The organism is Nonomuraea monospora, from assembly GCF_039531895.1.
Classification (GTDB): Bacteria; Actinomycetota; Actinomycetes; order Streptosporangiales; family Streptosporangiaceae; genus Nonomuraea; species Nonomuraea monospora.
In genome coordinates, this window is sequence record NZ_BAAAQX010000074.1 from 17,019 (window position 1) to 28,950 (window position 11,932).

An 11,932-nucleotide genomic window follows, 5' to 3' on the forward strand; every position below is an offset into this window, starting at 1 on the left:
GACTGGATGTGCGTGCCAGCGGTAGGCGCGTCCCTGGACGCGCCTACCAGCGGCGGGCGCGGGCCATCGCGCCAAGGAGCGCGTCGCGTTCCATGGCGAACCTGCGCGGCTCCACCCCCTGCCGCTCGTTGCGCAGGTGCAGCATGGTCAGCTCGGTCGCCGCCTGCTGGTAGTCGCTCATCGCCCGCCCCAGCCCCGCTCCCCTGGCCCACTTGCGCGCCGACTTGCGGGCGGACAGCGTGGTCAGCATCCGTACGTCCGCCTCGCTCACCAGCCCGGTCTGCCCGTACGCGGGCAGGTAGTAGGCCATCCTGGCGATGAGCTGACGCCGCTCGACCACGGTCACGACGATGAGCAGCACCAGCGCCGCCATGATCACCAGATAGGCGGCACCCAGCCACTCGAGCGAGCCGGTGGTGGCGGCGCCGTTCCAGAGGCCGTGCAGGAAGACGGCGGCCACGTAACCGAGCGGGACCGCGGCATACCTGGCCTGGCTGCGGCTGGTGAGCGCGAACGCCACGCCCAGGCCGATCATGGAGGTGTAGATGGGATGGCCGAGCGGGTCGATCAGCCCGCGCAGCACGAAGAGCTGGACGGCCGCCCCCGGCCCGTCCTCGCCGAACGCCAGCAGGTAGTAGCCGACGTTCTCCACGGCGGCGAAGCCCAGGCCGGCCATGGACGCGTACACGATGCCGTCGGTCAGCCCGTCGATCTCGGCCCGCCGGCGCAGGAGCAGCAGCAGGGCCGAGCCCTTGAGCGCCTCCTCCACCAGCGGGGCGAGCACGACGGTGCCGATGCTCTCGACGGCGGCGGAGGTGTAACCGGCCCTGGCGAACAACTGCTGACCGGCGAGGGTCAGCGCGATGCCCGCCACGATGGCCACCCCCGCACCCCAGGCGAAGGCGAACGCGAGGTTCAGTTTCGGCTCGGGTTCGAGCCTGTCGAGCGAGAGCACGGCCGCGAGCAGCACCGGCAGGGGCGCCACGGCCAGCAACGCCGACAGGCCGAACCCGATGACGCCACCGGAGAGCAGCATGACGGCCAGCACGGTCAGCGCGATGACTCCGGAGACGACCAGACCGATCAGCAGGGCCTTGCTGGGGCGCTGGACGAGCGGGGGAGCAGTCATGGTGATGCCTCTCTTCCCGTTGGCTTCGCCCACTATGCGCGCCACGCATCTACAGGCGCTTAAAGGCCACTTGATTCGCGGTAGTACGGGTCGGCCACGACGGGCTCACCGTCGGTGTAGGAGTACACCTCACGGCCGCTGATGAACACTTTCAGCGCCCGGCTCATGATGTCCAGTGGATCACCGGACCAGATGACCACATCGCCGTCGAGGCCCGGCCGCAGCGAGCCCACCCGGTCGTCCAGCCCCATGATGCGGGCGGGGTTGACGGTGATCGAGCGCAGCGCGGCGGCCGGGTCGAGGCCCTCCTTGACGGCGAACGTGGCCGAGTGCACCAGGAAGTGGATCGGCACCACGGGGTGGTCGGTGGTGATCGCCACCTCGACGCCAGCCCTGTCCAGGATGCCGGGGTTGCGCAGCGAGCGCTGCCGCAGCTCGACCTTCGACCGGCTGCCGAGCAGCGGGCCGATGATGACCAGCACGTTCCGCTCGGCCAGGACGTCGGCCAGCAGGTGCCCCTCGGTGCCGTGGTTGATCACCAGGCGGTAGCCGAACTCGTCGGCCAGCCGCAGCGCGGTGGCGATGTCGTCGGCCCTGTGGGTGTGCTGGCACCAGGGCAGCTCGCGGTCCAGCACGCGGACCAGCGTCTCCAGCGTGCCGTCACGGTCGAACGGCTCGCCCTCCTGCTCGGCGGCGGCCTTCCTGGCCCTGTAGTCCTGCGCCTTCATGAGCGCGTCGCGGATCACCGCGGCCACGCCCTGCCTGGTGGAGGGCAGCTTCTTCTGGTCGCCGTACACCCGCTTGGGGTTCTCACCGAGCGCGCTCTTCACGCTCACCGGCTGCTTGACCAGCATCTCGTCCACCGATCTGCCCCAGCACTTGATCGCGACGGTCTGGCCGCCGATCGGGTTGCCGGAGCCCGGTTTGATCACCGCGGTGGTGACCCCGCCGGACAACGCGTCGCCGAACGCCAAGTCAGCCGGGTTGATGGCGTCCAGCGCGCGCAACCTGGCGCCGTTCGGGTCGGTCATCTCGTTGGTGTCCTGACCGGCCCAGCCCTCGGCCTCCTCGTGCACGCCGAGATGGCCGTGAGCCTCCACGAAGCCCGGCAGCACCCAGGCGCCGGCGGCGTCCACGACCGGGGTGCCCTCCGGCACGGCCACGTCCCGGCCGACCGCGGCGATCTTCCCGTCCTGGATGAGCACGGTTCCGCCGTCGATGGGGTCTCCGTCGACGGGCACGACATATCCGCTGGTAATCGCAAGATTCATGGCTTGTAACCTACCGGTGGGCGGGTAGTGGGTCTGGATGATCTCAGATCTCTACCGACGATGGCTGCTCGAGCTCTGGAACGGCGACTTCGACCTGGCGTACGAGCTGGTCACCCCCGACTTCGTCGGCCACTGGCCCGGCATGGAGGTGTCGGGGCCCGGCGGGCTCATCGAGGCGCTGCGGCAGGGGCACGCGCCGTTCAAAGGCGTCAAGGTGACGCTGGACGTGGGGCCGGTCGCGGACGGGGACCTGGTGTCGGCCAGGTGGACGTTCGCGGGGACGTACCGGGGCGGGATGCCCGGCGTGACGGCGGCGGAGGGCACCAGGATCGCGTTCAGCGGTCACGACATCCTGCGGGCGCGTGAGGGGAGGTTCGCCGAATACTGGGTGATCTCGGACACCCAGTCGCTCAACCAGCAGCTCGGTATAGGGTGACATTTCCCGATTTATGAGGGCTGGTGCATGGCGGAGAACTACGGTCTCGGGGGGCCGGATCCTCTGTCGCGGAGCGACGAGGAGCTGTCGGACCTGCGGGGTTACCAGGAGCTTCAGGACTTGGGGGACGGGGAGCTGTCCGAGCTGCTGGCCGGGCAGAGCTTCGGCGCGCTGGCCACCGTCCAGGCCGACGGCCGCCCCCAGCTCTCCACCGTCCTGTACGCGTGGGACGCGCGGCAGCGCGTGGTGCGGATCTCGGCCGTCGCCGACCGGCTCACCGTACGCCGGCTCCAGCAGGATCCGCGCTGTTCGCTGTACGTGGCCAGCGACGACTTCGCGGAGTTCGCGGTGGCGGAGGGCGAGGCCGAGCTGTCGCCCGTCAGCGCCGAGCCTGGCGATGAGGTGGGGCTGGAGCTGCTGGCCATGCGGCAGCCTTTCGGGGAGGCGGCTGGGGAGCAGGCGTTTCTGCGGCGGATGGTGGCGGACCGGCGGCTGGTGATCCGGCTCAGGGTGTCACACCTGCACGGAACCGCCCTGCCCGTCACCTGACCCGACCCGCCCTGCCCGCCTTGGCCGCATGCCCGCCTTGGCCGCACCGCCCTCCCGCCTGCCCGCACTGCCCGTCGGCCGACGCGGGCTTGGCATGCGCGGCGCGGACTGGCGCTCGCCCGTGACCGGTTGCGCTCGCTCTCCCAGGACGGACCCTTGTCAGCCGTGCCAGGCGGGCTTACGATCCGGCTAATTGTTAGGAAACTTTCTTTAATGAAAGGTCTCCGACGTGCGCCGATTAGCCACCCCCCTGATCGCCGTCCTCCTGATCACGGCCCTGAGCGCCCTCCCCGCCCAGGCCGCAGGCCGCCTCATCGCCACGTTCTCGCTGTCCGGCACCACCGGCACATTCGTGGTGAGCAACCCGGGCACGACCGCCGTGACCGGCTGGTCGATCGTCTTCGAGCTGCCCCAGGGAGTCACCGCCTCCACCCCGCAGAACGCCACCATCAGGCAGAGCGGCACCAAGGTGACCCTCACCCCCGCCTACTACATCGCCACCCTCCAACCGGGCAGGACCACGGAGCCGTACAGCCCCAAGGTCACCCTCAGTTCCCCCGTCCAGCCCGTGAGCTGCCTCATCGACGGCGCGAACTGCGACGGCAGCGGCGGCGACCCGCCCGCCAAGCCACCCGTCACCGCCACCTACGACGTGGCGGGGACCGCCGCCAGGTTCGTGGTGGCCAACAACGGCACGGCCCCGCTCAACGGCTGGACGATCGTGTTCGACCTGCCCGCCGGGGTGAGCGCGAGCAACGCCCAGCACGCCACGCTGAGCCAGAGCGGCCGTACGGTGACGGTGACGCCCGCCCACTACAACACCACCGTGAACGCGGGCGCCACCACCGAGCCGTACAGCCCGTCCTTCACCGTCAGCACGGCGGGCGCCGAGCCGGTGAGCTGCCGGATCAACGACGTCAACTGCGACGGCAGCCCCGACGCCCCGCCGGGCGCGCCGCCGAACCTGCGCTCCCCCGCCAGAACCACCCAGACCGTGACGCTGGCCTGGGACGCCGCCGCGCCCGGCAGCCTGCCGATCACCGGGTACGAGGTCTACAGCGGCTCCTCGGTCGCCGCCTCCGTCACCGGCACCACGGCGACCGTCTCGGGGCTGTCGCCCTCGACGGCGTACACGTTCACCGTCAAGGCCAGAGACCGCAAGGGCACGCTGTCGCAGGCGTCCGCGCCGCTGGCGGTCACCACCCGTAACCCGGCCGACGACACGCAGCCGCCCACGGCGCCGGGCGAGCTGCGCAGCACCGCGCGGACGTCGTCCACGGTCACGCTGGCCTGGACGGCCTCCTCCGACAACTCCGGCATCGCCGGATACGACGTCTATCTCGGCTCTTCGCTGGCGACGACCGTCTCCGGCACCACGGCGGTCGTCTCGGGGCTGTCGCCCTCGACCGAGTACTCGTTCACCGTGCGGGCCCGTGACCTGTACGACAACCTCTCCCCCGCCGGCGCGGCGGTGAAGGTCACCACGGCGGACATCGTCGAGACCGGCTACGCCCGCGTCGGATATTTCGTGCAATGGGGCATCTATGGCCGCCAGTACTTCGTCCGGAACCTCGACACCACCGGCGCCGCCGCCAAGCTGACCCACATCAACTACGCGTTCGCCAACATCGACCCGCAGAACCTCACCTGCCTCCAGGGCGTCACGAAGGGAACCACCACCAACCCGCAGGACCCGAACCAGGGCGACGGCGCGGGCGACGCCGAGGCCGACTACGGCCGGCCGTTCAGCGCCGCGCAGTCGGTGGACGGCGTGGCCGACACCGGCTGGGAGAAGCTGCGCGGCAACTTCAACCAGCTCAAGAAGCTCAAGGCCAAGCACCCGCACCTGAAGGTGCTCATCTCGCTCGGCGGCTGGACGTACTCGAAGTACTTCTCCGACGTGGCGGCCACGGACGCGGCGCGCAAGAAGTTCGTGGCGTCGTGCATCGACATCTACCTCAAGGGGAACCTGCCGGCCTACAACGGCGCGGGCGGTCCCGGCACGGCGGCGGGCGTCTTCGACGGCATCGACCTGGACTGGGAGTGGCCGGGCGCCGAGGGGCATCCGGGCAACCACGTCAGCCCGGCCGACAAGGCGAACAACACGCTGCTGATCGCCGAGTTCCGCCGCCAGCTCGACGCGCTGACGGTCACGACGGGCAAGCGGTACCAGCTCACGGCGTTCACCCCGGCCGACCCGGCCAAGATCGCCGCCGGCTGGGACCTTCCCCAGGTCACGAAATATCTGGACATCTTTAATGTCCAGGGGTACGACTTCCACGGCGCCGGCAGCGACAACTCCTGGGAGCCCAACCGCACCGGCCACCAGGGCAACCTCTACCTCGACACCGACAGCCCGTACAACCCGGACTTCAGCGTCGAACGTGCCGTGGACGTCTACCTCCAGGCAGGCGTCCACCCCCGCAAGATCACCATCGGCCTGGCCTACTACGGGCGCGGGTGGCAGCGGGTGGCCGACGGCGGCCGGTACGGCGAATGGCAGCAGGCCGGCGGGGCCGCGCCCGGCCAGTTCCAGGAGGAGGCCGGGACGCGCGGGTACACGAACTTGCTGGCCATGGTGCCGGGGTGCACGGTCAGGCATGACGAGCAGGCGGTGGCCACCTACTGCTTCACCGGGGACGGTGGGCAGTGGTGGACGTTCGACGACGCCTGGTCGATCGGGAAGAAGACGGCCTGGTTGCGGAGTAAGGGGCTGCTCGGGGCGATGGTCTGGGAGATGTCCGGCGACTCCGGCACCCTGACCAGCGCGCTCGACGCGGGCCTGCGCTGACCGAAGGTTCCAGACGCCGGGGCGGGACGCGCCCGCCAGCCGCCCCGCCCCGGCGCACGCCCCCGACGGCATCCCACCCATGCCGCCCCGCCCCGCGATCCTCGCAGCGGCGCACGCGGCCATGGCACCGCCCCGAACCCACCACATCCCGCCCAATCACCGCGCCGACCGGCCCTCAAAAGCCCGCCTCCACGCACCTTTGCGTGTCGAATGCTCACCCGCACGGCCCCACAGCGTTACTCTGCTCTCAACTTCAAGTCACGCGAGGTTGTCACCGTCGAGTCGTTGTCTCTCCCCACCCGAGGAGACCCATGTTCAGGCGACTCGCCATCCTCATCGCGACCTCCCTCACCTTCCTCCCTTTCGCCACCCCCGCCGACGCCGCCACCGTGGTCAACGTCGCCCACCGGGGCGCCTCCGCCTACGCCCCCGAGAACACGATCGCCGCCTTCGAGCTGGCCGCCACACAGGGCGCCGACCGGTTCGAGCTGGACGTCCAGGAGACGAAGGACCACGAGCTGGTCCTGATGCACGACACGTCCCTGTCCCGCACCACGAACGCCGAGCAGGTCTTCCCCGGACTGTCCCCGTGGAACGTCGGCGACCTCACCCTCGGCCAGATCCGCGAGCTGGACGCCGGCTCGTGGCTGTCCGGCAAGTACGACGACGAGCGGGTGCCCACCCTCGGCGAGGCGCTGGAGGAGATGAGCGGCTCGGGCATGGGCCTGCTGCTGGAGGTCAAGGCGCCGGAGCTGTACCCGGGGATCGAGTCGCGCATCGCCGCCGAGCTGCGCCGCCACCCCGGCTGGCTGTCTTCGGGCAAGCTGGTGGTGCAGTCGTTCAACTGGGAGTCGATGCGCAGGTTCGACCGGCTGATGCCGGAGGTGCCGATCGGGCTGCTCGGCACGCCCTCGACGGGGGAGCTGGCGGGGCTGGCCGAGTTCGCCGACCAGATCAACCCGCCGTACCTCACGCTCACGGCCTCGTACGTGCGCCGCGTGCACTCCCTGGGGATGGGCCTGTTCGCCTGGACCGTCGACAGCCCGACCGCCATGCGCCGCATGATCGGCTACAAGGTGGACGGCATCATCACCAACCGTCCCGACGTACTGAGCGACGTCCTCGACTCCTGACCCCGAGGCGGGATCGGGTTACGGCGCAGGGGTGACGGCGCTGCGGTTGCGATCCCACGCGGCCCGCAGCACCAACCAGAAGATCAACGCATACCCGGCGAACAACCCCAGCATCGCCGTCATCAGCGCCATCTCCGGCACCCCGGTCGCATCCATCAGATAGTCGATCACCGCGACATAGTCCCGCTCCGCCCAGTGCCACACCGCGTACACGATGAGCTGCAACAACGGACTGATCACGAACGCGGTCACCGCCACCGTCGCCAGCTCCCTGGCGGGGCCGCGCCGCAGGGCCAGCAACCCGATGGCCGCCCACGCCACCACCTGCGTGGCCAGCACCCCCGACACGGCGACCAGCACGTTGCCCCACGGATCCGGAGCGTTCCTGTTGTAGTCGATGCAGCAGTCCAGCCCGACGATCATGTCCTTGTTGCCGATCAGCCACGCGACGGCCACCATGGCCAGCCTGTGCACCCCGTACAGCAACGCCCCGGACACCACGGCGAGCACCGCGATCCGCCTCATACCCGGCAGCATGACCGACAGGACCGCGCCCGATCCATCCCGCTGTCCGCTACTGGACATCCCCGCGCAGGTGCCGGGCGGTCTCGGCGTCGGCGGGGAAGTACGCCTCCACGGCGATCTCCTCCAGCGTGACGTCGAACGCCGCCCCGAACGTCGTGATCGTGTTGAAGAAGCACAGCTCCCGGCCCCGGTGCTCGATCCGGATGGGCAGCGCGATGTCGGCCGGCCCGTCCGCGACGGGGCCGCTCGCGCCGCCGTACTCCCGTACCTCCTCCAGCAGCGCGCTCAGCACCGGATCGCCGGTCCGCCCGACCTGCCGGGCCAGCCTCGGCAGCAGGAACCCGCGCACCTGCGCCAGGTTGCGCAGACGCGGCGCGAACCCCTTCGGGTGCAGCCCCAGCCGCATCATGTTGACCGGGGGCTCCAGCAGCTCCGGATCGACCCCGTCCAGGAACACCCCGGCCGCCGCGTTCGCGAGCAGCAGGTTCCACCGGTCGTCCACCGCCAGCGCGGGGAACGGCTCGTGCCCGCGCAGCACCTGCTCCAGCGCCGCCCGCGCCCCGGCCAGGTCGGGGTCGTCGAGCGGCCGATGCCGGTAGGCGGGCGCGTGCCCGGCCGCGACGAGCAGCCGGTTCCGTTCACGCAGCGGGACGCCGAGGTGCTCGGCCAGGTGGATGACCATCGAACGGCTGGGGATCGTCCGGCCCGTCTCCACGAAGCTGACGTGCCGGGCGGAAACGTCCGCCTGGAGGGCCAGGTCGAGCTGGCTGAGCTTGCGCCGATGCCGCCACTCCCGCAGCAGCTCACCGACCGGCCGGTCCTGTCGCATGGGGTCGGTTCTAGCCGATCCCGCACGGTACGCGCCATTACATGCCATGTAATCGACGGCCCGGACGAACGTCCGCGATGGTGACGGCCATGAACAAGGACCTCGTTCTGCACGCCTTCACCGAGTTCGCCTCCGGCAACCACGACATCCTGCGCCCCCTCCTGCGGGAGGACTTCGTCGAGCACAGCCCCGGCAACCCGTCGGGGCGCGACGCGTGGATCGAGTTCACCAGGAACTCCCCCGTGGCCGCCGCCCGCCTCCACCTCAAACGGGTCATCGCCGAGGGCGACCTCGTCATGCTGCACTACCACCTGCTCGCGCCGGGCGACGAGCGCGGCCTCGCCGTCGTGGACATCTGGCGGCTGGCGGACGGGCGGATCGCCGAGCACTGGGACGTCGTCCAGCCCGTACCGGACCAGGACCAGATCCCGAACGGCATGTTCTAGCACCCGGTGAGGGGCACGTCCGGCTTCAGCCGCCGTGCCCCTCACCGGCTGAGATCACGCGCCCACCAGGTCGAACGACACGGTGGCCGTGGACGTCGCGGACGCCGGCGTGGACACGCACGCCTCCATGCTGTGCAGCTCCGCCGGCAGCGCGACCACCTGGTCCACCGCCGTGCCGGTCACGTCGAAGACGATGTGCCTGCTGGAGTAGTCGGCGTCGAACCCCTGCAGCCAGAACCGCACGGGCACGTCGGACTGGGCCACGAACCGGGCGGCGCCCCTGGAGAACTCGCCGCAGAACATCGAGTTCTGCGTGAGCACCGCGTGGTGCGGCCCGATCCCGGCCTGACCGATCGGGCCGTTGCCGTACATGCGCAACTTGACGACCTGCCGGAAGCCATCCGTACGGGGATTGCGCACGCAGAACCGGTAGAAGTACGTCCCCGGATCGGGATGCGTGACCGTCGGATAGTTCTCGATGGAGCCCGTGCTGCGGCGGAACACCACCGTCTCAGGCCCGTTGACGGCGGAGGCGGCGAACACCGTCCACAACGACGGCTGGTTGTTGCCGATACCGTAGATCGTCACTCCGCCGCTCGACTGCGTCCTGTCCGTGCAGACGGTGCTGCCGGGGCTGATCCAGCCCGTCTCCGCGTTCGCCGGCCCGGACAGCACGGCCACGCCGAGCACCCCGATCACGAACGCGGACAGCACCACGATGACTCGTCTCACTGCTGCTCCCCTTTCCCCTCATAAGGGTTCGGGTACAGCCTCACGACGGGGGCGGGCCCGCGATAGACGAGCCCCACGCATCAGGCACCGGACCTGCCGCGCCCCGGCTGATCGGGTCGGACGGTCACCCTACGTCAGTACAGCCAGATGGCGTTGCGACGGTGCCGCGCGGGGTGAACTTCGAGATCGTCGCTCGTCTCGGCCTGGAGAAGGCCGCCAGTTGTGGCGTTGATCCTCCGGCGGATGGCGTCGAGCCTGAGGCGCAGGCGTTGGCGTGCCTGGCGCTCCTCGATGCCGGCCTGTTCGGATACCGACTGGTCGCGGGGATCGGACCTGGCCCGCGAGTAGACGTCTACCTTGCGGCGCAGCAGCTTCGGGCGTGGCCGCTGACCGGTCCGCCGGGCCTGGCGCAGGCACGCGGCGCTGTAACGGAGATCGACGATCGTGACCGACCGCCAAGGGGTTCCCCGGTCAAGGGCCGGACGACCGAGGTGATGGGCAGTGTGGGACATGAAGCTCCCTGGGTAGCACCGCCAGGCATTTCCTGGCGCACTACTGGAAGCCGGTCGGTCCCGTTGATCGCCGGTGCGTCATGGCCGGACCATAGCATCGCGGTACCCCCTCCCCAAATTCGTCGACTTCTCCAGAGTGATGGCTGGGAGAAACAGAACGTTCAGACTCCACCCTAACGTCACTCCTGAAACTAGCTCACTCGCTCGCAACGTCTTCGCAGGTCAAATCCGCTGTTCAGGACGTTCTAGATCACATCGGCAGTTCTTATCGGGGCGGGAACGCGATGCTGGACTCATCCGGTTCGCCATCCGGCAGGCGGAGATCGGGAACGACCTGGAGTCGGCAGCCCGACTCGACGACGCCCTCGGATATGCCACAGGCAGGGTGCTGAACATGTTCGATCCTGGTGATGTCGAACGTACACCTGGCGATCTCGTCGATCTTCGACGAATTCCTCGAGGAGCATCCACAAGCCGACATAACCGAAGCGCGGGAGTACTTCAGGCGGCTGGCCAGAGCATCAATCCAGGTGGTGGAGGATCGTGAGGCAGGGATCTACCGAGTCCACCGCCTGGATGAGGAAGCCAGCATCTGGCTGGCCACTACCTTGCTTAGGCATTCATCGTTCGAGCCGCTCACCGCATCGAACAGCCTCGCCGATGACCTGCCGCCAGAGTCACGGGCGATCCTCACTCGGGCCGACGCTGAATCGGTTCTCTCCGGGATGCAACTCCAGATTCGCCGCAGAAAACTGGCCGAGATCCGGCGCGTGGTCGAGCATCCGTACAGCTCAGAACGTCAAATCCAGAACGCGCTCACCGGTGCCTGGTGGCTGTTCGGAGGCGGGTACGTCGGCCACTCCCTACGCCGCAGACTGACCCGCGGCCTGGAACTCGACATCCCCTTGCTCCGCCCTGACGGCGTCCTGCATGTGGTCGAGTTGAAGCGAGCCGCTGCCAGGGTCATCGAGAGCCATCGGACAGCAACCATTCCCACGGCAGATGTTCACAAAGGCGTGGCACAGCTGTTCTCGTCATTGGTCACCCTGCTTTCCAGGACAGATTCTCTGAGGCTCAAGTCAATGAGACCCTCCGGGTCTACAACTCCCATCTCTCGCGAATCGAGGTAATCACTTATAAACAACTCCTTGACGCGGCGGAACGCGTCCTCGAACTTACTGATCCGTCAGCGTCCGACCTCGCCTGCCCTCACGAGTGACCCACAGCGAAGCGGGGAGCCGGCATCGGCTCCCCGCTTCGCGCTTTCCTCACAAACCAGTCGGGCGAATGTCCCTCACGCCAGAACACCGCAGACTTATTTCGAAAAGTGCGGCATTCCCGGGCTGGAGGTCCAGGGGTAGCGAGGCAAGATACCCGCTACCCCTCCTGACCAACAGCCATCTCGTTACGCACCCAACGCCGGATGCTGCATCCGCTACGGCTCGACCCGTCCTAGGGCCTGTTTCAGAAGTCGGGTGAGGAGTGCCGGGTGAGGGCTGCGTGTGCTCGAGATGCCTGGGCGGTCCAGATGGTGACGTCGGAAGCGATGCGGCTCGGGTCGGTTGCGGTGTCAAGGCGG

12 protein-coding genes are annotated in these 11,932 nt (G+C 69.0%); 6 read left to right on the forward strand and 6 right to left on the reverse strand.

Features of this window, described 5'->3' with window-relative positions:
- Nucleotides 1-43: 43 nt before the first annotated feature.
- Together ABD331_RS59505 and ABD331_RS59510 are read right to left on the reverse strand one after the other, a co-directional pair.
- Nucleotides 44-1,129 (reverse strand): PrsW family intramembrane metalloprotease, encoded by a 1,086-nt coding sequence (locus ABD331_RS59505; protein WP_344496273.1) that lies wholly within the window; start codon nucleotides 1,127-1,129, stop codon nucleotides 44-46.
- A gap of 59 nt (nucleotides 1,130-1,188) precedes the next feature.
- On the reverse strand, nucleotides 1,189-2,400 hold the full coding sequence (locus tag ABD331_RS59510; RefSeq protein ID WP_344496275.1) for an amidohydrolase: 1,212 nt from the start codon (nucleotides 2,398-2,400) through the stop codon (nucleotides 1,189-1,191).
- A 37-nt stretch (nucleotides 2,401-2,437) separates the two neighbouring features.
- Between ABD331_RS59510 and ABD331_RS59515 the strand changes: the two genes are divergently transcribed.
- From ABD331_RS59515 to ABD331_RS59530, 4 genes are all read left to right on the forward strand, one after another.
- The gene (locus tag ABD331_RS59515; RefSeq protein WP_344496277.1) at nucleotides 2,438-2,836 is read left to right on the forward strand and encodes an ester cyclase; all 399 of its coding nucleotides are present in this window, start codon (nucleotides 2,438-2,440) and stop codon (nucleotides 2,834-2,836) included.
- Nucleotides 2,837-2,863: 27 nt separating this feature from the next.
- On the forward strand, nucleotides 2,864-3,385 hold the full coding sequence (locus ABD331_RS59520; protein WP_344496279.1) for a TIGR03618 family F420-dependent PPOX class oxidoreductase: 522 nt from the start codon (nucleotides 2,864-2,866) through the stop codon (nucleotides 3,383-3,385).
- A 229-nt stretch (nucleotides 3,386-3,614) separates the two neighbouring features.
- Nucleotides 3,615-6,176 (forward strand): glycosyl hydrolase family 18 protein, encoded by a 2,562-nt coding sequence (locus ABD331_RS59525; protein ID WP_344496281.1) that lies wholly within the window; start codon nucleotides 3,615-3,617, stop codon nucleotides 6,174-6,176.
- 311 nt (nucleotides 6,177-6,487) lie between these two features.
- Nucleotides 6,488-7,309 carry a glycerophosphodiester phosphodiesterase gene (locus tag ABD331_RS59530; RefSeq protein ID WP_344496283.1) on the forward strand — a complete coding sequence of 274 codons (822 nt, stop codon included), beginning with the start codon at nucleotides 6,488-6,490 and terminating at the stop codon, nucleotides 7,307-7,309.
- Nucleotides 7,310-7,327: 18 nt separating this feature from the next.
- On the opposite strand, the gene ABD331_RS59535 is transcribed toward ABD331_RS59530, so the two are convergent.
- Together ABD331_RS59535 and ABD331_RS59540 are read right to left on the reverse strand one after the other, a co-directional pair.
- A complete protein-coding gene (locus ABD331_RS59535) occupies nucleotides 7,328-7,834 on the reverse strand; it encodes a hypothetical protein (RefSeq protein ID WP_344496285.1) in 507 nt (168 codons plus the stop codon).
- 49 nt (nucleotides 7,835-7,883) lie between these two features.
- Nucleotides 7,884-8,663, reverse strand: a complete 780-nt coding sequence (locus tag ABD331_RS59540) for a helix-turn-helix domain-containing protein (protein ID WP_344496287.1) — start codon at nucleotides 8,661-8,663, stop codon at nucleotides 7,884-7,886.
- Between the two features lie 89 nt (nucleotides 8,664-8,752).
- Between ABD331_RS59540 and ABD331_RS59545 the strand changes: the two genes are divergently transcribed.
- The gene (locus ABD331_RS59545) at nucleotides 8,753-9,109 is read left to right on the forward strand and encodes a nuclear transport factor 2 family protein (RefSeq protein ID WP_344496289.1); all 357 of its coding nucleotides are present in this window, start codon (nucleotides 8,753-8,755) and stop codon (nucleotides 9,107-9,109) included.
- Nucleotides 9,110-9,163: 54 nt separating this feature from the next.
- On the opposite strand, the gene ABD331_RS59550 is transcribed toward ABD331_RS59545, so the two are convergent.
- Both ABD331_RS59550 and ABD331_RS59555 read right to left on the reverse strand, forming a co-directional pair.
- Nucleotides 9,164-9,841, reverse strand: coding sequence for a hypothetical protein (locus ABD331_RS59550; RefSeq protein ID WP_344496291.1), 678 nt, complete (start codon nucleotides 9,839-9,841; stop codon nucleotides 9,164-9,166).
- Nucleotides 9,842-9,975: 134 nt separating this feature from the next.
- Nucleotides 9,976-10,353, reverse strand: a complete 378-nt coding sequence (locus ABD331_RS59555; protein ID WP_344496293.1) for a hypothetical protein — start codon at nucleotides 10,351-10,353, stop codon at nucleotides 9,976-9,978.
- A 410-nt stretch (nucleotides 10,354-10,763) separates the two neighbouring features.
- On the opposite strand from ABD331_RS59555, the gene ABD331_RS59560 reads away from it, so the two are divergent.
- Nucleotides 10,764-11,483 carry a Shedu anti-phage system protein SduA domain-containing protein gene (locus ABD331_RS59560; protein WP_344496295.1) on the forward strand — a complete coding sequence of 240 codons (720 nt, stop codon included), beginning with the start codon at nucleotides 10,764-10,766 and terminating at the stop codon, nucleotides 11,481-11,483.
- The last annotated feature ends 449 nt before the right edge of the window (nucleotides 11,484-11,932 follow it).